This is a genomic window from Altererythrobacter sp. B11 (assembly GCF_003569745.1).
GTDB lineage: Bacteria > Pseudomonadota > Alphaproteobacteria > Sphingomonadales > Sphingomonadaceae > Croceibacterium_C.
The window spans coordinates 2,705,001-2,729,312 of record NZ_AP018498.1 but is presented as its reverse complement, the minus strand read 5'-3'; the positions used below and the strand labels follow the sequence as shown (position 1 = coordinate 2,729,312).

The 24,312-nt window shown below is 67.1% G+C and carries 14 protein-coding genes (1 of these 14 cut by a window edge); all 14 read right to left on the bottom strand.

Features of this window, described 5'->3' with window-relative positions:
• Positions 1–56: 56 nt before the first annotated feature.
• Complete coding sequence (locus AEB_RS12970; protein ID WP_119083530.1) at positions 57–746, bottom strand: response regulator; 690 nt, start codon at positions 744–746, stop codon at positions 57–59.
• Positions 739–3,381 (bottom strand): sensor histidine kinase, encoded by a 2,643-nt coding sequence (locus AEB_RS12965; protein ID WP_119083529.1) that lies wholly within the window; start codon positions 3,379–3,381, stop codon positions 739–741. The genes AEB_RS12970 and AEB_RS12965 overlap by 8 nt, the downstream gene beginning before the upstream one ends.
• A gap of 11 nt (positions 3,382–3,392) precedes the next feature.
• Positions 3,393–3,950 carry a potassium-transporting ATPase subunit KdpC gene (gene kdpC, locus AEB_RS12960; protein ID WP_119083528.1) on the bottom strand — a complete coding sequence of 186 codons (558 nt, stop codon included), beginning with the start codon at positions 3,948–3,950 and terminating at the stop codon, positions 3,393–3,395.
• Between the two features lie 20 nt (positions 3,951–3,970).
• Positions 3,971–5,629, bottom strand: a complete 1,659-nt coding sequence (kdpA, locus tag AEB_RS12955) for a potassium-transporting ATPase subunit KdpA (protein WP_119083527.1) — start codon at positions 5,627–5,629, stop codon at positions 3,971–3,973.
• A gap of 18 nt (positions 5,630–5,647) precedes the next feature.
• A complete protein-coding gene (kdpB, locus tag AEB_RS12950) occupies positions 5,648–7,657 on the bottom strand; it encodes a potassium-transporting ATPase subunit KdpB (RefSeq protein WP_119083526.1) in 2,010 nt (669 codons plus the stop codon).
• Positions 7,657–7,746 carry a K(+)-transporting ATPase subunit F gene (gene kdpF / locus AEB_RS12945; protein ID WP_119083525.1) on the bottom strand — a complete coding sequence of 30 codons (90 nt, stop codon included), beginning with the start codon at positions 7,744–7,746 and terminating at the stop codon, positions 7,657–7,659. Before kdpF ends, kdpB begins: the two co-directional genes overlap by 1 nt.
• 109 nt (positions 7,747–7,855) lie before the next feature.
• Positions 7,856–8,062 carry a DUF2945 domain-containing protein gene (locus tag AEB_RS12940; protein ID WP_119083524.1) on the bottom strand — a complete coding sequence of 69 codons (207 nt, stop codon included), beginning with the start codon at positions 8,060–8,062 and terminating at the stop codon, positions 7,856–7,858.
• 57 nt (positions 8,063–8,119) lie between these two features.
• Positions 8,120–10,573, bottom strand: a complete 2,454-nt coding sequence (treY, locus tag AEB_RS12935; protein WP_119083523.1) for a malto-oligosyltrehalose synthase — start codon at positions 10,571–10,573, stop codon at positions 8,120–8,122.
• Positions 10,570–12,570: a 4-alpha-glucanotransferase gene (malQ, locus tag AEB_RS12930; RefSeq protein WP_119083522.1), complete on the bottom strand. Its 2,001-nt coding sequence runs from the start codon at positions 12,568–12,570 to the stop codon at positions 10,570–10,572. The genes treY and malQ overlap by 4 nt, the downstream gene beginning before the upstream one ends.
• Positions 12,567–14,273: a malto-oligosyltrehalose trehalohydrolase gene (gene treZ, locus AEB_RS12925; RefSeq protein ID WP_119083521.1), complete on the bottom strand. Its 1,707-nt coding sequence runs from the start codon at positions 14,271–14,273 to the stop codon at positions 12,567–12,569. The genes malQ and treZ overlap by 4 nt, the downstream gene beginning before the upstream one ends.
• The gene (glgX, locus tag AEB_RS12920) at positions 14,270–16,372 is read right to left on the bottom strand and encodes a glycogen debranching protein GlgX (RefSeq protein WP_119083520.1); all 2,103 of its coding nucleotides are present in this window, start codon (positions 16,370–16,372) and stop codon (positions 14,270–14,272) included. The genes treZ and glgX overlap by 4 nt, the downstream gene beginning before the upstream one ends.
• On the bottom strand, positions 16,369–18,564 hold the full coding sequence (glgB, locus tag AEB_RS12915) for a 1,4-alpha-glucan branching protein GlgB (RefSeq protein WP_119083519.1): 2,196 nt from the start codon (positions 18,562–18,564) through the stop codon (positions 16,369–16,371). The genes glgX and glgB overlap by 4 nt, the downstream gene beginning before the upstream one ends.
• Entirely contained in the window at positions 18,561–21,812 is a 3,252-nt protein-coding gene (gene treS, locus AEB_RS12910; protein ID WP_119083518.1) for a maltose alpha-D-glucosyltransferase, read from the bottom strand. Before treS ends, glgB begins: the two co-directional genes overlap by 4 nt.
• Positions 21,809–24,312, bottom strand: the 3' portion of a protein-coding gene (locus AEB_RS12905; protein ID WP_197714432.1) for an alpha-1,4-glucan--maltose-1-phosphate maltosyltransferase. It continues 556 nt past the right edge of the window; the window shows 2,504 of its 3,060 coding nt (coding positions 557–3,060); the start codon falls outside the window, past its right edge; the stop codon is at positions 21,809–21,811. Before AEB_RS12905 ends, treS begins: the two co-directional genes overlap by 4 nt.

Sequence of the window (24,312 nt, the reverse complement as noted above, 5' to 3'; positions counted from 1 at the left end):
TGCCCGTGGTGAGACGGCCTTCTAATGCTTCGCCGCGCTTGCCGCCAGCGCCTGTTTCACTCCGCCCCGGTGCCGAGGCGATAGCCCACGCCGGGTTCGTTCAGCAGCAGCACGGGCTGGGCCGGATCGCGCTCGATCTTGCGGCGCAGCGATCGCACCGCCACGCGCAGGTAATCGAGATCCTCGCGGTGTGCCGGCCCCCACACCGCCTCCAGCAGGCTGGCATGGGTCATCACCCGTCCGGGGTTCTCGCACAGCGTCCACAGCAGGTTGAATTCGCGCGGGGTCAGTTCCACCCGCTCCCCCCGCACGGTCACGCTATGCGCCGCGCGGTCGATTTCGCCTTCGCCGAATTCGCGCCGGTCGGCGGCGGCCATCGGCCCGGCCTTGCGCCGCATGGCGGAGCGGACGCGCGCCAGCAGCTCCTCGCTGTCGAAGGGCTTGGTCACGAAATCGTCGGCGCCCAGGTCCAGCGCGGCCACTTTCTCCTCTGTCGCGTCGCGCGCGGTCAGGACGATCACGGCGATGCCCGCGGCGGCGAGCTGCGGCACGATTTCCAGCCCGTCGCGATCGGGCAGGCCGAGATCGAGCAGGGCGACGAAGGGCGCCTGCGCCACTGCGCCGATCCGCAGCGCTTCGGCCGCCGTGCCGGCTTCGGCATGGCTCAGCCCCGTGCGATCGAGCGCCCCGGTCAGCAGGCGGCGGATCGCCGGCTCGTCATCCACGATCAGCACGTCCTTACGCATCGTCCATCTTTCCTGCCCCGGTGCCATCCAGCGGCAAGGCAACTTCGAATGCCGCGCCGCCGCCCGAACGATTGCCCGCGGTGATCGTGCCGCCCAGCGCTTCGGTGAAGTTCTTGGCGATCCACAGGCCGAGGCCGGAGCCGCCCACCCGGTCGCTGCCTTCCAGCCGGTGAAACCGCTCGAACAGCGCATCGCTTTGCGCCGGCAGGCCGGGTCCCCGATCAAGCACGCGGAACACCGCCTGCCCGTCGCGGCAGGCCAGTTCCACCGTCACTTCCCCCGGCGGGGGCGAGTATTTCAGCGCATTGTCGATCACGTTGATCAGCACATGGCGCAGCAGCAGCGGATCGGTGCGGAGCAGCGGGCAATCGGAATCGATCCGCGCCACCACGCGCCCGCCGGGCCGGTCCTGCCGAAGGTCGCGCAGCACGGAGGGCAGCACATCGGTGGGATCCACGCTTTCCCAGCGCGGCTCGATCGCGCCTTCCTCTATGCGGGAGGCTTCCAGCAGATCGTTGAGGAAGCGCTGCAGCCGGCGCGATTCCTCGCGCGCGATGCGTACCTCTTCGGCAAAGCGGCCTTCGGCGGGAATCGCCTCGGTGGCGGCAATCACGGAGGTGAGCGGGGTTCGCAGATCATGCGCCACGCTGCCCAGCAGCGCGCCGCGCAGCCGGTCCCGTTCCCGCAAAGTGCCGACCTGCCGGGCCTGCGCCTCCAGCACCAGCCGCTCATGCGCGAGGGCGGTCTGGTCCACCAGCGAAGCGAGCAGCGTGGCGTCGTCCGGCCGGATCACGCGTTGTTGCGACGGACGGGCGACACCCAGCGCGCCCATGGTGCCGAGCGCCGTGCGCAGCGGGTGGAACTGCCAGTCCGCCGCATTGAGCGTGCCCGTGTCGCGGCCGGTGGCTTCCCCGCGCTCGATCGCCCAGCGGGCCGCCGTCTGGTCGATCACGTCGAGCGTGCGATATTTGTCATTGCCGCGGACCACCAGACGATCGTCCTCCAGCGCCACGATCACCGCTTCCACATCCAGCAGCCCGCCGATTTCGCGGCAGGCGACCCGCGCCGTCTCCTCGCTGCCCGACAGGCTGCCCATCAGCCCGGCGAAACGCGCCAGCGAGGCATTGAGGCGGGCAACCCCGGCGCTGGTTTCCGCCTGCCGCCGCACGCGCCCGGCCAGGCCGCCGACGACAATCGCCACCAGCGCCAGCACGGCGAAGGTTACGAGATTCTGGGGATTGTCGATGGTCAGCGTGTGGAGCGGGGGAATGAAGAAGAAATTGTAGGACAGCGCCGCCCACAGCACCGACCACAGGCCGGCGCGCATCCGCAGCAGGGTGGCGGACAGGATCACGGGGATCAGCAGCAGCAGGTCGATCGCGCCGAAGGGGAGCCAGGGCCGCAGCAGGTGGAGCAGGCCGACCGTGGCGGCCACGATGACGAAGGCGAGCAGATTGTCGCGCTGGGAATAGGGATCGCGCGGACGCTGCGGTTTCTCGTCCGCCTCGGCCAGCGGAACGACATGCACGGCCGCACCTTCCGCCCGGCGGATCACTTCCTGCGCGATCGAGCCGTGCCACCGCTCGAACCAGCGGCTGCGGCGGCTCTTGCCGATCACGATCTGGCTGGCGCGCAGCGCCCGGGCCTGATCGGCCAGCGCCTTGCCCACATCGTCGGCGGCGATCGTCATCAGCGAGGCGCCGAGGGCGGAAGCGAGGGCGAGATTGTCGGCCAGCTGTTCGCGCTGGGCGCCGCTGACCGCCCGTGCGCTGCCGCTTTCCACCACCACCGCCGTCCAGGGTGCGTGGAACTGATCGGCCACGCGCTTGGCGTAGCGGACCACCTGCACGCCGCCCTTGCCGGGGCTCACCGCCACCATCAGCCGCTCCCCCGCAAGGAAGCTGCCATCGTCTCCACTGGTCAGCAGCTGCGCGGCCAGCCGCCGGTCCACGCTACGCGCGGCGAAGCGCAGGGCCAGTTCGCGCAGCGCGGCGAGCTTCGTGGGAGTGAAGAAATTGGCCATGGCCTGCCCGGCCGTTTCCGGCAGATAGACCTTGCCCGACTGCAGCCGCTCGATCAGCGCTTCGGGCGGCAGGTCCACCACGATCAGCTCGGCCTTGTCGAGAATATTGTCCGGCACCGTTTCGCGCACCCGGACATGGGTGAAGCCGGCGACCACATCGTTGAGGCTTTCGATGTGCTGGATGTTGACCGTGGTGGCGACGTCGATCCCGGCCACCAGCAGCTCGGCCACGTCCTGCCAGCGCTTGGGATGGCGGCTGCCCGGCACATTGGTGTGGGCCAGCTCGTCCACCAGGATCAGGTCCGGGCGCCGCTCCAGCGCGGCGTCGATATCGAACTCCTCCAGCCGGTGGCCGCCATACTCGACTACGCGGCGGGGCAGGGTCTCGAGCGGCTCCAGCAGCGCGGCGGTTTCCCCCCGGCCATGCGTTTCGGCGACGCCGACCACGACGTCCACCCCCTCGGCCCGCCGGCGGGCGGCCTCCTGCAGCATGCGGTAGGTCTTGCCGACGCCGGGTGCGGCGCCGAGATACACCGTCAGCCGGCCGCGCTCTTCGCTTTGCGCCAGCCTGAGGAAGCGCTCCGCATCGCGATCTGGCTGACGGTCGTCCATCCGCGCGCTTCCTACCGGGACAGGCGATCGAGCGCCAGATTGAGCTGCAGCACGTTGACGATCGGCTCCGGCGCTAGCGCGGCGCCGGGGGCGAAGGCGTGCTCACGCGCCAGCAGGCGGACCTGCTCCACCGGCAGGCCGCGCGCTTTGGCGATCCGCTCCGCTTGATAGAGCGCGCCCGCCAGCGAGATATGCGGATCGAGCCCTCCGCCCGATGCCGCCACCAGATCGGCGGGGATGGGATTGGCGGGCGTGGCGCCGTAGCGGGCGACCGTCTCGGCCGCGCGGGCATGAAGCACCTCGCTGGTGGGGGAGAGGTTGCTGCCGGCGGCGCCCATGCCGTTGTAATCGGCGGCGGAGGGGCGCGACCAGAAGTAGCCGGGCGAGGTGAAATCCTGCGCGATCAACTCGCTGCCCACGGCGCGGCCATCGACCTCGATGATCGAGCCATTGGCGCGCCAGGGGGCCAGGCCTTGCGCCAGGCCATAAATCAGTGCCGTGTAGAGGGCGACGCACACCAGCATGGTGGCGAACCACAGGCGAAGCGAGGGGATAAGATAGGTCATCATGTCTGCTCCTGGGCTGGCGATCAGCGCATCAGCGTCACATGCTCGGCAATCGGGCCGAGTGCGGCGGCGGGGAAGAAGGTGAGCGCGCCGAAGATCAGCACGGTGATCAGCAGCATCACCCCGAAGGTGCCGCCTTCCACGCTGAGCGTGCCGGCGCTTTCGGCGCTGCGGCGTTTGGCCATCAGCGATCCGACGATGGCCAGCGGGATGATGATCGGCAGGAAACGGCCGACCAGCATCACCAGCCCGGTGGCGATGTTCCAGGGCACGGTGTTGTCTCCCAGCCCTTCGAAGCCCGATCCGTTGTTGGCCGCGGCCGAGCTGAATTCGTAGAGGATCTCCGAAAAGCCATGGGCGCCGACATTGTTCAGCGTCTCCTGCCCCCAGGCGGTGGCGGCGAACAGCGCCGTGCCGCCGAGGATCAGCACCGGATGGCTGATGAGCGCCAGCACGGCGAGGCGCATTTCCCGCCCCTCCACCCGGTGGCCGAGATATTCCGGCGTCCGCCCCACCATCATGCCGGCGATGAACACCGCCACGAGGATGTAGAGCAGCATGTTGATCATCCCCACGCCGACGCCGCCGAAGGTCTCGTTGAGCCACATGCCGGCCATGGGGACGAGGCCGGTGAGCGGGTTGAGGCTGTCATGCATCGCGCCCACCGAGCCATTGCTGGTGGAGGTGGTGAGCACTGCCCACAGCGGCCCGGTGGTGGCGCCGAGGCGCAGTTCCTTGCCTTCCAGATTGCCCACGTCATGCGCCACCGGAAGATCGGCGAAGGCCTGCGTGGGCGCGGCTTCGAAACCGATCGCCGCGGTCAACTTCAGCAGCAGCAGCGCGGCCATCACGCCGAACACCACGCCGGCATGCCGCATCCGCCCGATCATCCGCCCGAACATCCACACGCAAGCCATCGGCACCAGGATCAGCGCAATCATTTGCGCGCAATTGACCCAGAAGTCGGCGTTCTCGAACGGGTGGGTGGAATTGGGGCCGAAGAAGCCGCCGCCATTGGTGCCCAGCTGCTTGATCGCCACGAAGGCCGCCGCCGGGCCCCGCGCGATGGTCTGCACCGCGCCTTCCAGCGTGGTGACATTCGCCGCGCCGTCAAAGGTCATCGGCACGCCGCGCAGGGCGATGAAGCAGGCGAGCACGATCGCGAGCGGGAGCAGCACGCCGATGGCGGCGCGCAGCAGGTCGAGGAAGAAATTGCCCATGCCGGCCTTGCCCGCGATGCCGCGCGCCAGCGCCGCCAAGGCGGCAATGCCGGTGGCGGCGGACACGAATTGCAGCCACATCAGCCCGCCGAGCTGGGCGAGATAGCTCCAGGTGCTTTCGCCCGAATAGTGCTGCAGATTGGTGTTGGTGGTGAAGGATGCCGCCGTGTTGAACACGAGATCGAGCGAGGCCGGCCCCTGTCCGTCAGGGTTCAGCGGCAGCGCGTGCTGCAGCGCGAGCAGCGCGAAGACGAACACGAACATCACCGTGTTGAACGCCAGCAGCGCCAGCGAATACTGCTTCCAGTCCTGCTCCCTGCCGCTGCCCGCGGCGCGGATGAACAGGCGATCGGCGGCTGCGAAGCGGCCGGAAAACAGCGCCGCCATGTAGCGGCCGAGCGGCCAGGAGAGCAGCGCCGTGCTGCCGAGGATCAGGGTGATGGTGAGAAGTGCTGCGAACATGGGAAATCCTTCCGCCGCTTACGCGAGGCCGAGGCCGGCCACGGCGATGTCGATGAGCTTGATGCCGATGAAGGGGGCCGCCACGCCGCCCAGGCCATAGATGCCGAGGTTGCGCAGCAGCTGCGACGCCGCCGGCATCGGCCGGTATTTCACGCCCCGCAGCGCCAGCGGCACCAGCAGGGGAATGATCACGGCGTTGAAGATGATGGCCGAGAGGATCGCGCTCGACGGGCTGGCAAGGCCCATGACATTGAGCACCCCCAGCGCCGGATAGAGCATGACGAAGATCGCCGGCAGGATGGCGAAATATTTCGCCACGTCATTGGCAATGGAAAAGGTGGTGAGCGCGCCGCGCGTCATCAGCAATTGCTTGCCGATCCCCACCACCTCGATCAGCTTGGTCGGATCGCTGTCGAGATCGACCATGTTGCAGGCCTCGCGCGCGGCCTGGGTGCCCGTGTTCATCGCCACGCCCACGTCGGACTGGGCGAGGGCGGGGGCATCGTTGGTGCCGTCGCCGCACATGGCCACCAGCTTGCCCTCGGCCTGTTCCTTGCGGATGTAGTCCAGCTTCTGTTCCGGCGTCGCCTCGGCCAGGAAATCGTCCACTCCCGCTTCGGCGGCGATGGCGGCGGCGGTCAGCGGGTTGTCACCCGTGATCATCACCGTGCGGATGCCCATGCGCCGCAGTTCCACGAAGCGTTCGCGAATGCCGGCCTTGACCACATCCTTGAGGTGGATCGCCCCCAGCAGCCGGTCGTTCTCCACCACCGCCAGCGGGGTGCCGCCGGCATGCGCAATGCGATCGGTGACCTTGCGCAGTTCGGCAACAGCGGGCTCGGGGTGGGCGCCGAGCTTCAGCACCGCATCGACCGCACCCTTGCGGATGATCCTCCCCGAAAGGTCGATCCCGCTGACCCTGGTTTGGGCGGAGAAGGGTACGACCTCGGCGCCTCCCGGCACGGGCTCCCCCGCGCCGGCCAGTTCGACGATCGAACGACCCTCGGGCGTCGGATCGGACAGGCTGGAAAGGCGCGCCGCCGCCACCAGATCGGCCATCAGCACGCCGGACAGGGGCACGAACTCGCTCGCCTGCCGGTCGCCGATGGTGATGGTGCCGGTCTTGTCCAGCAGCAGCGTGCCGATGTCGCCGGCCGCCTCGACCGCGCGGCCGGACTTGGCGAGCACGTTGAAGCGGATCAGCCGGTCCATCCCGGCGATGCCGATGGCGGAGAGTAGGCCGGAAATGGTGGTGGGGATCAGCGCCACGAACAGCGCGATCAGCACCGGCACCGAAATCGCCCCGCCGGCATAGGCGGCAAAGGCAGGCAGAGTGCCCACCGCGACCAGGAAGATCAGTGTCAGGCCCGTGAGCAGGATGGTGAGCGCGATCTCGTTCGGCGTCTTCTGCCGGCTGGCACCCTCGACCAGCGCGATCATGCGATCGAGGAAGCCGCTGCCGGGCTCGGCCGTGACCTTGACGCGGATCTCGTCGGAAATCACCGTCGTCCCCGCGGTGACTGCCGAGCGATCGCCGCCCGCCTCGCGGATCACCGGCGCGCTTTCCCCGGTTATCGCCGCCTCGTTCACAGAGGCCACGCCGGCGACAACCTCGCCATCGGCGGGGATCTGCTGGCCCTGGCTGACCAGCACCACGTCGCCGTGGCGCAATTGGGTGGCGGGAATTTCCTCTGCCGCGCCGTTGCGGCCGATGCGCCGCGCCACCAGCTGGTCCTTCGTGGCGCGCAGCGAGCGCGCCTGCGCCTTGCCGCGCCCTTCCGCCAGCGCCTCGGCAAAATTGCCGAACAGCACGGTCAGCCATAGCCAGAAGGCAAGCTGAGCCTGGAACAGCGGGTCATCGGCCCCAGCCAGCAGGTTGCGCAGCAGGATCACCGTTGCCACGGCCGCAACGGCGGCAGTGGTGAACATCACCGGATTGCGGATCAGCCGGCGCGGATCGAGCTTGATCACCGCATCGCGCAGCGCGGGCAGCAGCAGCGCACGATCGAACATGGTAGCGCCGGCCATCAGAAACGCTCCGGCCGGATCAGCACGAAGGTGAGATAGGCGAGCAGCCCCACGGCGGTGAGGCCGGCAAGGACGAGGTCGAACATCATGCAAGGCTCCTTTGTCGGAGCCTGCATGCGCCCTCAGAGTGTGAAAAATCGCCGGGGAATGGCCTGCGCGGGCGTTAAATCGGCGTGAAAATCCGCGGGCCGCGCCGTGTCAGTCCCGACGGAGCGCTCCCGGCTTGTGTGCGGCGCGCTTGCCTTCGTCGGTCTCGACGATGAATTCGGGATTGTCCCTGGAAGCCGCAACCTTGTGCGATTTGATCTTCGTGGGGCTGGTGACCTTCTTCACCACCTTGCCATGCGCCTCGCCGCCGTGGCTGTTCCACCGCACGGCGTCGCCTGCCTTCAGATCCTTGGCCATCGATTTGCTCCTTCCCCCAGCAAACGCGTCGAAGCGGGCGGGGTGCCCCGGCGGCAGCTATTGCTGCTGCAGGCTGAAGAACACCGGACCCTCGGCGAAGCACTCTGCGGCCGCACTGGCCCCATCATCGCCTTCGAACACGATCGCCGTGTCCGCCCACCAGTCCTCCGACGGGACGGGTTGGTCGGCGCCATGCAGCGCCTCCCCGGCGCGGAGCAGCACGGCGCAGCGCAACTCGGCTCCACCCCCGCGCCGGGTGAAGGCCAGCACATGCCCGGCCCGTTCGCCGGTGACGCGGGCAGGGCGATAGTCGCCCCCGCCGAACAGTTCCGGCGCATCGCGCCGCGCGGCGAGCAGGCGTTCGATCAGCGCCAGCTTGGCGTCCTTCGCAGTCTCTCCCGCCAGCATTGCCTGGCGCAGAGTGTAATCCACGGGGGTGCGATTGTCGGGATCGACCAGGCTGAGATCGGGCAGCTCGGTGCCCTGATAGAGGTCGGGCACGCCCGGCACGGTGTAGCGCAGCGCCACCTGCGCCAGCGAATTGGCGGTTGCGGCGGCACGCGTCTCGGTGACGAATTGCCGCAGGTCGGCCCGAACGGAGGCCGCGGCGAGGCTCTCCAGCAGGTGGGTGATGAAGGCGCTCGCCGCTCCTTCATATTGCGCATCGGGTTCTTCCCAGGAGGAGCGGAGCTTGGCCTCGCGCAGGGCCTTCTCCTGCCAGGCGATCAGGCGGCGGGCAAACTCCCCGAGCCCTTCGCGATCCTCCGCCTCCAGCCGTTCGGGCCAGGCGCCGAACAGCGTCTGATAGAGGATGTAGCGATCCGCCCCGGTGAGGCCGCTCGATGGCCCGTCGGCCGTGCTGTCCCAGCCGGTCACCCGCTCGCGCCAGATGTGCGGAATGGCGGACAGAACGGCCAGCCGCGCCCTCATATCCTCGCCCCGCTTGTGGTCATGCGTGGCGGTTGCCAGCATGGCGTGGGGGAAGTGCGCGCCGCGCTCCGCACAGGCGCGGTGGAAGGCCTTCGTTCCCATGGCGAAGCAGGCGGGATCGAAGCCCACATCCATCCGCGAAAGCAGGTGGCCGTGGCGGTAGAAGGCCGTATCCTCCACCGCCTTGGCCGCGACCGGTGCCGACAATTGCTGGAAACGGCGCACCGCCTCTGCTGCCAGCGTCGGCTCGCCCGGTCCTTCTCCGGCCAGCCATGCGAGAATAGAGTCCACCACCGGGGCCTCGCCCGGGGGGATATGCGGCTGCACCGCCTCGCGCACCTGCTGCCGGATGCGGGCGTCGCTGGCAGGCGCATCCGCGCCCGTTCCATAGGTGCGGTAAACAGGAAAGACCCACAGCAAGCGTTCGATCGCCCGCCGCAGCATGGCACGGCTGAAGGCGCGTGTTTCGGCGGCCGATCCGGCCAGAACCGCGAAGGCATCCACGCAGCGTTCGAGCTGGCCCGAGAATGCCCAGGACAGCATGTCCTGCCGCGCCTGCAGCTCTTCCTCCGCGAAGTCCTCCGCGCGGCCCGAGAAGCTGCGCCAGATCTCGCCCAGCGGCTGTTCGCCGGCGGGATCGTGCAGCAGGGCGGCGGCCTGTTCCATGAAGTCATAGCCGCTGGTGCCGTCCACCTCCCAATCGGCGGGCAAGTGTTCGGATGGGCCGAGGATCTTTTCCACCACGATATAGGCTGGATCTGTCCTGCCCTGCGCCTCCTGCTCGAAGCGGCGGCGCAGCTTGCGGCAATAGGCACCCGGATCGGTCAGCCCGTCCACATGGTCCACGCGCACGCCGTCGATCAGGCCTTCGCGCCATAGGCGAAAGTAGAGCGCATGGGTGGCCTCGAACACCGTGTCATCCTCGATCCGCAGGCCAGCCAGGTCGTTGATGGTGAAGAAGCGGCGCCAGTTAAGCTCGTCGTCCGCAACGCGCCACCAGCCGAGCCGGTAGTGCTGGCGTTCGAGCACGGCGGTAAGTCCCGCGCGGTCGTCGGGGGCGGGAAGGTTCGCACGGTCTTCCGGGCGGAGCGGAATGCGATGCTCGCCATAGAGCAGCAGCGTGGGCTCGCCCGCCGCCTGGTCGATGGTGATCGCTCCCTCCTCCAGCGCCTGTTCCAGCGGGCTGCCGAGGATAGGCAGCAGCAGCGGCTCGCTCCAGTCCACGTCGAAGAAGCGGGCGTAGGGGCTGGCTTCCCCTTGCGCCAGCACGTCGTTCCACCAGGCGTTTTCGCCGCCGGCAACACCCATATGGTTCGGCACGATGTCGATGATGAGGCCCATGCCGCGCGCCTTCAACGCGGAGACGAGGCTGCGCAGTGCCGCTTCGCCGCCGAGCTCGGGATTGATGCGCGTTGGGTCCACCACGTCATAGCCATGCGGCGATCCGCTGCGCGCGGTGGTAACCGGGGAGGCATAGATGTGGCTGATGCCCAGTCGGTCGAGATAGGGGACCAGTTCCTCGGCGCGCGCGAAGGGAAATTCCCGGCGGAACTGGAAGCGATAGGTGGCGCGGGGAATCATCGGCGGGCCTCGTCCACGCGGGCGATGCGGCGGATGACGTCCGGCCGGGCGAGGAGGGCAGGCGTAGTATCGGGCATGCGTCTCCGCCAGTTGGGATGCTCATCGGTGGTGCCGGGAAGGTTGGGCTGTTCGCGCAATCCCGCGAGGTCTTCCAGCGGCAGGATGGCGAGTTCGCAGGGCGCGGAGGCGACATGGGCCAGCGCCGCCTCGACAAATGCTCCCGGCTCGTCCGCCGGGGGAAGGGCGCCGCTCGCTGCGCCGGAGTGGAGCAGGGCGCCCCATAGCCGCTTGCGGTCCGCCCCCCGCGTGGCGCGTTCCTCCGCCTCGGTTACCCCGGCCGGGCTGCGGAAGAGCTTGCGGTTCCAGTCGATATCCCGCTCGCTCCACCAGCCGGCGAGGGTGAAGAGATCATGCGTGCCGCTCATCGCGACGGCTTCTTCGTCCCACGCCGCTGGCGGGAGGAAGTCTCCGTCATCAGTCTGCTCGAACCACAGCACGCGCATGCCCAGCACGCCGCGCCGTTCCAGCCGCGGGCGCAGGCCTTCCGGCACGGTGCCCAGATCCTCCCCGATCACGATGCCGCGTGCGCGGTGGGATTCGATCGCGAGGATGCGCAGCATGTCCTCGGTCGGATAGGTGAGATAGGCGCCCTCGCCGGAGGCCGCGCCATGGGGAATGACCCACAGGCGGCTGAGGCCGAGGATGTGGTCGATCCGCACTCCGCCGGCATGATCGAAGGCGGCGCGCAGCGTGGCGATGAAGGCGGCGAAGCCCGTGCGCTTCAGCGCGGCCGGAGAGAAGCTGGTGAGGCCCCAGTTCTGTCCCTGCGGGCCGAGCAGGTCGGGCGGGGCGCCGATGGAGAGGCCGGTCAGCAATTCCTCGCGCCGGCTCCATGCGTGGCTGCCGCCGCCGTCCATGCCCACTGCGAGATCGGCAATGATGCCGATTGTCATGCCGCTGTCGCGCGCCGCCTGATGCGCCGCATCCAGGCTCGTCGCCGCAAGCCATTGGGCGAAGGCATAGAAGGATACGTCCTCCGCATGCTGCTGCGCGAAGAGGGCCACCGCCGCGCCAGCCGGGTCGTGATACTCGTCCGGCCAGCCCTGCCACCCGCCCGCGCCGCTAAGCGCATAATGTTCGAACAGCGCATCGAAGATGGCGTGCCGTTCGAGCTCCTCGCCCTGTTGCATGCGCCAGGTCTCGAACTCTCGCCGCTGCGCATCGCCCAGCTGCGCGAAGGCCTGCCGCAGATCGGCCATCCGGCGCGGGATTGCGGCGTCCCAGTCGATGAGCTCGGATTGCTCGCCGGCGGCGGGTGCATGGCCGACCAGCGCCGGATCGCCGAGCAGGATGTTGAGGAACAGCCGGCTGGACGGAGCATAGGGGCTGAACCGCGCGGGATCGCCGGGAAAGAGAGCATGCGCCGGGCTGATCGCCAGCGCGTCCGCACCCGTTCGCCCAAAGCTTCGTGCTGCCTCCGCAAGCGCGGCGAAATCGCCATAGGGTCGCTGTGCATCGCTGCGTAGCGAGGGAGTCTGCACCGCCGCCCCCCAGCTTCGCGGCCGCTCACATAGGTCACGCGGGCGCAGGCACCGTTCAGGAGCGACCGCGAGCAGCAGTTCGCGCGAGCTCAGCCGCAGCCGGTGATAACCGACAGCATCCACCGCCGAGAGGGAGAGGCCATCCTTCCCCCGCTCGATCGGCACCGTGATCGCCTCCCCGTTTTCGAGGATGATCTCGGCCTCGCCCGGCGTGCCGCAGCCGGGGGGAAGGGGGATGGGCTGCCCGCGATCGGCAGAAAGGAAGCTGCAGGCAGCCTCCTCCGAGCGGCACTTGGCGAGACTTTCGCCGATCATGCGATCGCTTTCGGCCGGATAGCCCAGTGCGCTGAGTACGCTGCGCAGCGCTTCGTCGGAGACATGCTGCGCGTGCCCTGCGGCATCCGTCCAGTCGATCTGCAGTCCGGCAGCGCGGGCGAGGGTGGCGAGATCGCTCATGCCAGCCACGCTGCGAAGGATGCGGGGGCACCTGCCTCGCCAAGCGCGAACAAGGGCTGCGGAGCCGAGGGAAAGGGCACCGCTTGCTCGCCGATGTTGATCGCGATGTTCAGCTGCACGCCGTCACCCATGCGCCAGCGTGCGTGCACGGCCCCTTCGCCCAGAACCTCCGCGCCTTCGCCCTGTGCGCCAGCCAGCCGGGGAATGATCTGATCATGCCGCAGGGCAAGCAGCGTCCGGTACAACTCCAGCCAGTCCTCCGCGTCCGGCCCGGGCTCGGGCTGGGAAGCGTGGAACGTCTCCACCGCATTGGGATCGGGAATGCGTTCCCGCGCGTCAGGATCGGCGAAGGCGGCGAAGCGCGCAAATTCCCGCCGCCGCCCCTCGCGCACGGCGTCCGCGAGCTCCTCGTGAAAGCCGGTGAAGAAGAGGAAGGGCGATTGGCTGCCGCTCTCGTCGCCCATGAACATGAGCGGGATTTGCGGGCTCAGCAGCAGCAGCGCCGTGGCGGCGCGCAGGCGATCCCGCTCGGCAAGCAGGGTCAGCCGTTCGCCCAATGCGCGATTGCCGATCTGGTCATGATTCTGGAGAAACGCCACGAAGCGGGTCGCCGGCAAATGGCTGCTCGGCGTGCCGCGCGGTTCGGCATCGTCGCCCGGCGGCACTTCTCCCTGATAGATAAAGCCCTCGGCAAGGCAGCGGGCGAGCCGCGCCGTGGGATCCTCGGCGAAGCCTTCGTAATAGGCGTCCGTCTCCCCGGTCAGCAGCACATGCAGCACATTGTGGAAATCATCGTTCCACTGCGCGTCATAGAGGCCGGGGGCGAGGCGCGCCGCGTCGTTGCCTTCGTTTTCCAGCACGAGGTGGATATGCCTCCCCGGCAGGGCCGCGCGGATCTCGCGGGCCATCTCGTCGAGAAAGCCGTCATCGGCGATGGCATGCACGGCATCGAAGCGCAGCCCGTCAAAGCGATATTCATCCAGCCACATCAGCGCATTCTCGATGAAGAAGCGGCGCACCGGCGGGCGGGATACCGCCACCGCGCCGCCCCACGGCGTATGCGCGTGCTCATCGAAGAAGGGGGAGGCATAGGCGCCGAGGTAATTTCCGTCCGGCCCGAAGTGGTTATAGACCACGTCGAGGAACACCATCAGCGCCAGCTCATGCGCCCGGTCGATCAGCGCCTTGAGGTCATCGGGCGTGCCGTAGCCTTCCGCCACGGCATAGGGCAGCACGCCATCATAGCCCCAGTTGCGATCGCCACCGAAGGCGGCAATCGGCATGAGTTCCACCGCGGTGATCCCGAGTTCCGCAAGGCGCGGCAGTTGCCCCGCCAGCCGAGTGAAGCCGCCGGCTACTCCGGCATGAACTTCCTGGATCACCGCCTCTTCCCATGGGCGGCCTGTCCAATGCCGCTGACGCCAGGCATAGCTGTCGGGGTCTGTCAGGACGCTCCAGCCATGCGCGCCGCCATCCTGCGCGCGCGCGGCAGGGTCGGGCACCACGAGATCGCTGGCGAGGCGGAAGCGGTATCGCGTTGCCGGCGCCGCATCGGCCTCCACGGAGAACCACCCGTCCGCATCCTTGTGCATCGCCAGCGAAGCCCCGCCGCGCAGCTCCAGCTCCACGGCATCGCAGTCCGGGGCCCACAGGCGGAAGAGTGTGCGCCCTTCCGCCAGCAATTGCGGGCCCCAGCCGGTCATGAGACTTTTCCGGTTCCCACGATCAACATTACGGCGCGGTCTTGCACGGTCACGCTTTCTACCACCTCGCGTTCCGGCGCGTTCGGATCGGCGCTGTCGATAATCAGCCGGCGCTCGAGCACGGGGGGCGGCAGATGGAAGTCGAGCGGCACCTCGGCCCCGTTCATCAGCATCGTCACCACTTCCACCTGTCCGTCGGGGAGCAGGCGCGCGCGGCGCATCGCCAGCGCACGCCCTTCACTGTTGTTCCAATCCCCTTCGCTCAGGTGCTCGCCGCGCTCGTCGAACCAGTCGATGTCGAGCACGCCCGGCGCCACTTCGACCTCCCCGTGCAGGAACTTGCGCGCGCGAAGCAGGGGGTAGTGCCGCCGGGCCGCGGTCAGGCGGCGGACGAAATCGCTGAGGCTGTGTCCTTCCGCGGTGTCGACCTGGCTCCAGTCGATCCAGCTCAGCTCGTTATCCTGGCAATAGGCGTTGTTGTTGCCGCGCTGCGTGCGGCCGAATTCGTCGCCCCCCAGCAGCATGGGCGTACCCAGCGAGAAGAACAGCGTGGTCAGCATCGAACGGGACACTCGGGCCCTCAATTCGGTGATCGCGGGGTCATCGATCGGCCCCTCATGCCCCCAATTGGCGGAGTGATTGTCGCTATGGCCGTCGCGATTGTCCTCGCCATTCGCGTCGTTGTGCTTCTCGGCATAGCTGACGAGGTCGGCGAGGGTGAAGCCGTCATGCGCGGTGACGAAATTGACGCTGGCCCAGGTACGGCGGGCGCGGCGATCGAACAGATCGGCCGATCCGGCGATGCGGCTGGCGAACTCCGGCCGGACACCCGAATCTCCACGCCAGAAGCGGCGGGTGGCGTCGCGAAAGCGATCGTTCCATTCGGCGAAGCCCGGCGGGTGATTGCCCAGCTGGTAACCGCCGGGCCCAATGTCCCACGGTTCGGAAATCAGCTTGAGCTGGCCGAGAACCGGATCCTGCCGCAGCACATCGAAGAAGCCGCTGCGCGGATCGAAGCCGTTGTTGCCATCGCGGCCGAGCGTCACGCCGAGATCGAAGCGGAAGCCGTCCACATGGTAGCTTTCCGCCCAGTGACGCAGCGAATCCGCCACCATCTGCAGCACGCGCGGATGGCTGAGGTTCAGCGTATTGCCGGTGCCGGTGTCGTTCACGCAATAGCGCGGGTCACCTTCGACGAGGCGGTAATACACGGCATTGTCGAGCCCGCGGAAATTGAAGGTCGGGCCAAGCTCGCTGCCTTCGGCCGTATGGTTGTACACCACGTCGAGGATCACTTCGATCCCGGCAGCGTGCAACCGACGGATGGCCAGCCGCAATTCGTCGCCGGTATCACCGGCCATGTAGCGCCGTTCCGGCGCGAAGAAGGCCAGGGTGTTATAGCCCCAGTAATTGGCGAGGCCCGCCTCCTGCAGGCGGCGATCCTGCACGAAGGCATGGATCGGCAGCAGTTCCAGCGTGGTCACGCCGATCCGCTGCAGATGCCCGATGACCTTGGGGTGGCTGAGAGCCGCATAGGTGCCGCGTTCGGCCGGCGGCACTTCCTCCATCAGCCGCGTCAGCCCTTTGACATGCGCTTCGTAGATCACCGTGTCCGACCAGGGCACGCGTGGCCGCTCGTCGCCCGTCCAGTCGAAGCCACTGTGGCCCACCACGCCCTTCGGCATCGCGGGCGCGCTATCGCGACGGTCGAAGCTGAGGTCAGCCCGGCTCGAACGCACGCGATAGGAATGCAGCGCGTCGGTCCACCGCAGTTCGCCGGCGAGGCGGCGGGCGTAGGGATCGAGCAAGAGCTTGTTGGGATTGAAGCGGTGCCCGTTCTGCGGCTCGTAGCGGCCGTGGGCGCGGAAGCCATAGAGCAGGCCGGGGCGCGCTTCGGGGAGGAACCCGTGCCACACTTCGTCCGTGCATTCCGGCAGGTCGATACGCCCGATTTCCCTGCGGCCGGTGCTGTCGAACAGGCAAAGTTCGATCCTGTCCGCATTGGCGGAGAACACGGCGAAGTTTACCCCTAGCCCGTTGAACTTGGCGCCGAGCGGATAGGGGAATCCGGCGTCAAGCCGGTCAGGAAGCTGGATCAACGGCGGGTGTCCTCATGGCGAAGGATGATGGCTCCAAGCGGGGGCAGCGCCACAGCTGCCGAGTGTGCCTGGCCGTGCAGCGGGCTATCCTCGGCCATGACCGTTCCGCCATTGCCGAAGTTGCTTCCACCATAACTCGCGGCATCGGAATTCAGCACCTCGCGCCACTGGCCGCTGCGGGGCAAGCCGATGCGATAGGCGGGGTGCGGCTGCGGCGTCAGGTTCACTGCCACCGCGACCGGTGCCGCATCGACGCCGTAGCGAACGAAGGCGAAGACACTGTTCTGCGCGTCATCAGCCACCAGCCATTGGAACCCGCCGGGCTCCGTGTCGCGGGCATGAAGTGCGCCCTCGGCGGTATAGAGGCGGTTGAGATCGCGCAGCAGCATCTGGATGCCGGCATGCTCGGGCTGGTCGAGAAGGTGCCAGGGAATGCTCTCGTCATGGTTCCACTCGCGCTCCATGCCGAGTTCGCAGCCCATGAAGAGCAGCTTCTTGCCAGGATGCGTCCACATGAAGGAGAGATAGGCCCGCAGATTGGCGAGCTGCCGCCAGCGATCGCCCGGCATCTTGTTGAGCAGGCTGCCCTTGCCGTGCACCACCTCGTCATGGCTGATCGGGAGGACGTATTTCTCGGAATAGGCATAGACCATGGGGAAGGTCAGTTCGCCGTGGTGCCAGCGGCGGTGGACGGGATCGCGTTCGATGTAATGCAGCGTGTCGTGCATCCATCCCATGTTCCACTTGTAGTCGAAGCCGAGGCCGCCCTGCGCCACCGGCGCCGATACGCCGGGCCAGGCGGTCGATTCCTCTGCCACGGTGATCGCGCCGGGGCAGCGTTCCGCCACGATCGTGTTCAATTCCTTGAGGAAGGCGACATTTTCCAGATTCTCGCGGCCGCCGTGCACGTTCGGCACCCACTCGCCAGCATTGCGGCTATAATCGCGGTAGAGCATCGAAGCGACGGCATCGACGCGCAGCCCGTCGACATGGAAGGCTTCCAGCCACCACAGGGCGGAGGCGATCAGGAAGCCGCTTACCTCGTTACGCCCCAAATTGTAGATCAGCGTGTTCCAGTCCTGGTGGAAGCCCTCGCGTGGATCGGCATGTTCATAAAGAGGAGTGCCGTCGAACCGGGCGAGGCCGTGCGCATCGGTTGGGAAATGCGCCGGAACCCAATCCAGAATGACGCCGATCCCGGCCCTGTGGCACGCATCGACGAAGCCGGCGAAATCTTCCGGCCTGCCGAAGCGCGCGGAAGGCGCGAATTGCGACAGCGGCTGATAACCCCAGGAACCGCCGAAGGGATGCTCCATGATGGGGAGAAGCTCCACATGGGTGAAGCCCATGTCCGCCACATAGGGGATCAGCCGCTCGGAGAGTTCGGCCCAGTCCAGCGCACCGGCATCGCCGCCATCGCGCTTCATCCAGGATCCGGCATGCACTTCATAGATGCTGATCGGCGCGTCCGGCGCGTGGCGGCCCGCGCGGGTTTCCATCCATCCGGCATCGCGCCACGCGAAGTCCGCCGGCGGGGCGACGACGGACGCGGTGGCGGGCGGCTGCTGGGTGTGGCGGGCGAGGGGATCGGCCTTCTGCACCACGGCCCCATCCGCCCCGGCCACTTCGAACTTGTAGAGCGTCCCGGGGCCGATGCGGGGGACGAACAGTTCCCACACTCCGGCGGAGTGACGGAGCCGCATGGGATGGCGCCGGCCGTCCCAATTGTTGAAATCCCCCACCACCGACACGCGCCGCGCGTTGGGCGCCCAGACGGAGAAGCTGACGCCGACCACATCATCAATACGCGTGGGACGCGCGCCGAACACGCGGGCGAGTTCGAAATGGCGGCCCTCGCGAAACAGGTGCAGATCGAGGTCGGAAAGGATGAGGCCGAAGGAATAGGGATCCTCCGTCTCCTGAACCGCACCGCCCGGCCAGGTGATCCGCAAGGTATAGGGTTCGTCCGAAGGGAGCGGGGCGGTGAAGAGTCCCTCCGCCACCTCGTCCATCAGGCTCATCACTTCTCCGCTCGAACGGGAGAGCAGCGCGACAGCCTCCGCACCCGGCTGGAAGCTGCGCACCAGACGGCCGTCCGCGCTGTCGTGAGGCCCGAGCAGGGCGAAGGGATCGTCGAGCCGGCCTTCCAGCATCGCGGCGGCTGCGGTGAGCAGGTGATCGTGCGCGGTCATGATGTCTCTCCGCCGAGCAGGTCACGGGCGGCGCGGGCGAGGCCGCCCAGCGGCAGCGACAGCCATTCGGGCCGGTTCGCCGCCTCGTAGAGGATTTCGTATGCTGCCTTTTCGATGAGGAAGATCGGCAGCAGCGGATCGGGCGTTTCCTCGCCGTAATAGCCTTTGAGGAAGGCACGCTCCGCATGGTCGCGGAACAGGTCGGTGCGCTGCTCCGCGCGGACTTCCCAGGTTTCCGCACCGGCAGGCCGGTTCCTTTCCGCCACTGCGGCGGCATAGTCGAAGCTGCGCAGCATGCCTGCCACGTCGCGAGCCGCCATGCCCTTGGCGCGTCGTTCCGCGAGGGGGCGGGCCGGTTCGCCTTCGAAGTCGATGATCATCACATCGTGCCCGGTCATGAGCACTTGCCCGAGGTGGAGATCGCCATGGATGCGCGTGCGCATGCGCCCGACCGCACCCTTCGCCAGCGCGGTTACGCGATCGGCGATCCGGTCGCGCTGAGAGGCCAGCCAGCTGGCCTCCACGGCCGCTTCATCGCTGAGCTCCCGCTCTCCCAGGCGGGCGAGAGCCCGATCCAGCTCCGCGTTCACGCGCTCTGCCAGAGCCTCGGCATCCGTCCCTGCGACACGCTCCGGCGCAAATGCAGCGTCGTCGGTCGGACGGGCGAGCACGTCATGCATCTCGCGCACGCGCTGGCCCAGATTGGCCGCGAAATTCTCATAATTCGTGAAGCTGCGGTCGGTATCGGTGGCGAGCCGCTCCAGCGTGCCGAGCGTCCATTGCCAGCCATCGCCCTGATTATAGACGAAGGCCTGCGCCATCATCAGCAGCGTCTCTTCGCCCTCGGGCGAGACGCGCTTTACGGTTCCCACCACGGCCGGGACATTGGCGAAGCCATGGCCGGACAGGTAGCGGACCATCTCGGCATCGGGATGCATGCCCGACGCCAGCTTTCTCAGCAGCTTGAGCACGACCTTCTGCCCCAGGACCATCGTGCTGTTGGATTGCTCCGCCGCAAGCCACTCGGGCTCCAGATCGACGGCCAGCGCCTCCGGCACGAGCGCTTCAAACACCACTTCGCCGCCTTCGGTGGGGACGCGGGCCCCGTCCAGCATTCCGCGCATGGTCGAACGGGCGAACTCGGCGAGAGTGAACCCGTCGGTAAGTAGTCCTACGTAACGCTCGCGTCGCACACGCGCGATGGCGAGGTTGGAGGCGAAGGGCCCCTGCTGCTCGCCTTCCCAGGCGATACCCAGCGGCAAGGAGTAGATCGCCTCCCCCTCCGCCGTGCGGACGCACACTTCGCCCAGCAACAAGTCGGTGGCTTTCGGCATTGGCGTGAGCCGGGTGAGCTCGACACTTTCGAGAACCTCGTCCTTGGCACTGAACCAGCGGCGCTGGCGGATGTAGTCCGGCAGCACATCCTGCTCCAGCAGAGTGCGGTTGCCGGCGCGGAGGATGTCGGTGAGTTCCGGGCGAAGAACGAAGGTTTGGCGCTCCACCTCCTGCCCCGGGCCGCTGCTTGACCATTCCGGTGCCTGCGCATCGCCACACAGGTTGAACCACAGGAAGCCATAAGGCGGAAGCGTGAGCAGATAGGGAAGCTGGCCGATCTTGGGGAAGGGCGCTCCGCCGGAGAGCTCGACCGGGGAACACCCTTCGAACTCGTGCAGGTCGAGCTCGACGGCCTGCGCTGTCCGGCCGAGATTGGCCACGCACAGGATCGTCTCATCCTCGAACTGGCGCAGATAGGCGAGGATGCGGCGGTTCGCCGGGCGAAGGAAGGTTTGCGTGCCCCGGCCGAAGGCGCGATGTTCGCGGCGCACGGCCAGCATGCGCTTTACCCAGTTGAGCAGCGAATGCCGGTCGCGCTCCTGCGCTTCCACATTGATCGCTTCGAACCCGTAGAGGGGATCCTGGATCGGGGGCAGGGCGAGATAAGGCGGATCGGCGCGGGAGAACCCGCCGTTGCGATCGGGCGACCACTGCATGGGCGTGCGCACCCCGTCACGGTCGCCAAGGAAGATGTTGTCCCCCATGCCGATCTCGTCGCCGTAATAGAGGACAGGGGTGCCCGGCATTGTCAGCAGCAGCGCGTTCATCAGCTCGATGCGGCGCCGGTCCCGTTCCATTAGCGTGGCAAGGCGCCGCCGAATGCCGAGGTTGATGCGCGCGCGCCGATCTGCGGCGTAGGTGTTCCACAGATAGTCCCGTTCGGCATCGGTGACCATTTCCAGCGTCAGCTCGTCGTGATTGCGCAGGAAGATCGCCCATTGCGCATCCGCCGGAATGTCCGGCGTCTGGCGCATGATGTCGGTGATGGGGAAGCGGTCTTCCTGTGCCACCGCCATGTACATCCGCGGCATCAGCGGGAAGTGGAAGGCCATGTGGCACTCTTCCGTGCGCTCGGCGCTGGCGCCGAAATATTGCTGCGTATCCTCCGGCCACATGTTGGCCTCCGCCAGCAGCATCTTGCCCTGATAATGCGCATCCAGATCTGCGCGGATTTTCTTCAGGATGTCGTGGGTTTCGGGTAGGTTCTCGTTGGAGGTGCCGTCCCGCTCGATCAGATAGGGGATGGCATCCAGCCGCAACCCGTCCACGCCCGCATCGAGCCAGAAGTGCATCACCGACAGCACTTCTTCCAGCACGCGCGGATTGTCGAAATTGAGGTCGGGCTGGTGCGAATAGAACCGATGCCAGAAATAGGCGCCGGCCTCCTCGTCCCACGTCCAGTTCGACTTTTCGGTATCGAGGAAGATGATGCGCGTGCCCGAGTAGAGCTTGTCGTCGTCCGACCACACGTAGAAATCCCGCTCCGGGCTACCGGGCGGCGCCCGCCGCGCGGCCTGGAACCAGGGATGCTGATCGCTGGTATGGTTGATCACCAGCTCCGTGATCACGCGCAAGCCGCGCTCATGGGCAGCGTCGATGAAGGCGCGCAATTCCTCCATGGTGCCGTAATCGGGGCTGATGCTACGGTAATCGGCAATGTCATATCCGTCATCCCGCCGGGGAGAGGGATAGAAGGGCAAGAGCCAGATGGCGGTGACGCCAAGATCGGCCACATAATCCAGCTTCTGCAGCAAACCGGCGAAGTCGCCGATCCCATCATTGTTCGAATCGAAGAACGATTTGACGTGCAGCTGGTAGATGACGGCGTCCTTGTACCACAGCGGATCGCCGGGGGCGGCATCGGTGACATTGCGGACGGCGTCCGATGTGACAGGGTCAAGCACCTCATTCATGCTGCGCCTCCCGCAAGCGAAAGTCGCCAGATCCGGTAAGGCTCATCGGGCGAAAGGGTGATGTTCTGGATTTTGCCCTGCCAGTCGAACCGATAGCCGCCGACCAGATCTTCCACTGCAAGCGTGCCGTGGTCGGGAAGGGCGAATTCCCACAGTGGAACCTCGAAATCGCAGCCGTGGGCCTGGTGCGGGTCGAGATTGACCATCACCATGATCATCTCGCCGAGCGGCGCGTTGGCCGGTCCGGACGGTTTTCCGTACCAGATGACATTGTCATCATGCGCGACGTAGAAGCGTGTGTTGAGGTGGGTCTGCAGGGCAGCATAGGTGCGGCGTAGCTGGTTGAGCGTGGTGATATCCTCGATGATATTGCCGGGCGCCTGCCAGTCGCGGACCCGGATCTGGAATTTCTCGGAATCGAGATACTCCTCCTTGCCCGGGCCCAGCGGTGTGGCGTCGCACAGTTCGAAGCCGGAATAGACGCCCCACAGGCCGGAAAGCGTGGCCGCCAGCACTGCCCGGATGCGATGGGCAGGGCGGCCGCCGGTCTGCAGGAAGAAGGGATTGATATCCGGCGTGTTCACGAAAAAGTGTGGCCGGTAGAATTCCTTCGGCGCCTCTTCCGTCAGCTCGGTGATGTACTCCGTGAGTTCCTGCTTGCGGTCGCGCCAGGTGAAATAGGTATAGCTCTGGCTGAATCCCGCCTTGGCCAGGCGATACATCATGGCCGGCCGGGTGAAGGCTTCCGACAGGAAGATGACCTCCGGGTGCTGCGCGCGAACCTCGCCGATCATCCATTCCCAGAAGGGCAGGGGCTTGGTGTGGGGATTGTCCACCCGGAACGTCTTCACGCCATGGCTCACCCACAGCAGCACCACATCCCGCAGCGCCTCCCACAATCCGGGCACTGCGTCCGGACCGTAGAAATCGACATTCACGATGTCCTGATACTTCTTGGGCGGGTTTTCCGCGTATTTCATGCTGCCATCCGGCAGCCAGGCGAACCATCCCGGGTGTTCCTTCAACCACGGGTGATCGGGTGAAGCCTGGATGGCAAAGTCGAGTGCGATCTCCAGCCCATGCTCAGCCGCGGCGCGAACAAGTCGATCGAAGTCCTCGAAGCTGCCGAGCTCCGGGTGTATCGCATCATGGCCCCCCTCGGCGCTGCCGATCGCATAGGGGCTTCCCGGATCATCCGGGCCGGGCGTGAGCGTGTTGTTGGGACCCTTGCGGTTGGTCCGGCCGATCGGGTGAATCGGCGGGAAATACAGCGTGTCGAAGCCCATCCCGCGGATGCGGGGGAGGTGGTTCACGACGTCGGCGAAGGTGCCGTGCCGCGCGGGATCATCCGTCATCGAACGCGGGAAAATCTCATACCAGCTGGAGAAGCGCGCTTCGATCCGCTCGGCTTCGAGCGGGAACGAAGGTGTGGTCAGCTTGTGGGGCCGATCATCCGCCCGGTCCATCAGGTCCCGCAGTTCGTGCGATAGCAGCAGTTCGGTCGCGCTCTCCTCTTCCGCTCCGCCGAGCTGCCTGACGCGCTTCTTCAACTCACGGGCAAGATCGCCGCTGCTTCGGGCGAGGGCGCGTTCGACCAGTGCCTGCCCTTCGGCGCGGTCCACGGGCTGGGCGACGCCGGCGGCGACCTTCTTCGAAAAATCGCGCTGGAAGGCGCCAAAGCGGTCCAGCCATGCTTCGATTGCGAATTCGTGCCGGCCGAGCCGTTCGGGAGTGAGCGCGCTCCGCCACCGGTCATTGGCCAGCGGCTCCATCCGGACGCTACGCCACTCAGTTTCATCTGCGGCGCGCCAGTGAAGTTCGGCGGCGAGAAGCTCGTGACCGTCGGCGAAGATCGTCGCCTCGACCGGGATGGCCTCTCCAACCACTCGCTTGATGGGGAAGGCCCCGCCGTCGACCGTCGGTTCGACCCGATCAATGACTAGCCTCGCTCCCCGCGCAGCCTCGTTCACCGCGCCCGCGTCGACTTTGCTCTGGATCGGAGCCTGGCGATTTACATGCAGCAGGCGAACCTCGTGCGGCGCCAGATCATTCCCCCAGTCAGCGGGGCTAAACGCGCCGGTCGTGGCGGATATCTGTGCGCGATCAGGAATGGGCTGGGTCTCGTTTGTCGTATTGGCGACTATGATCAGGGCCTTGTCGGATGTGCGAAGATCCGCTCGTTCGGCCGCCAGCAAAGCGATCACGCGGGAGGATGGTGCAATGGAGCGGAGCTCGCCCGGATAGCTGCGCGCTTCTGCGAGGATTCGCTGTGCCCGGGCCAGCGCCTCGCGCCCGCCTTCGTTGGCGAGCCAATCCTGCGGCGCAAGGATCCCGCTGCCGACCACCGCTGCCACGGGAAGGTTGGTGGAGGCGTCGCACAGCAGGGGTACGCGGGCTCGCAGCTGGCTGAGCTTATCGAGCAGCGCGGGGCTGACCGGTTCGGCAATATCAAATAGGAAGCCGCTGCTGCCCGCCGCAATCAGGCGCTCCGCAGCGTCGC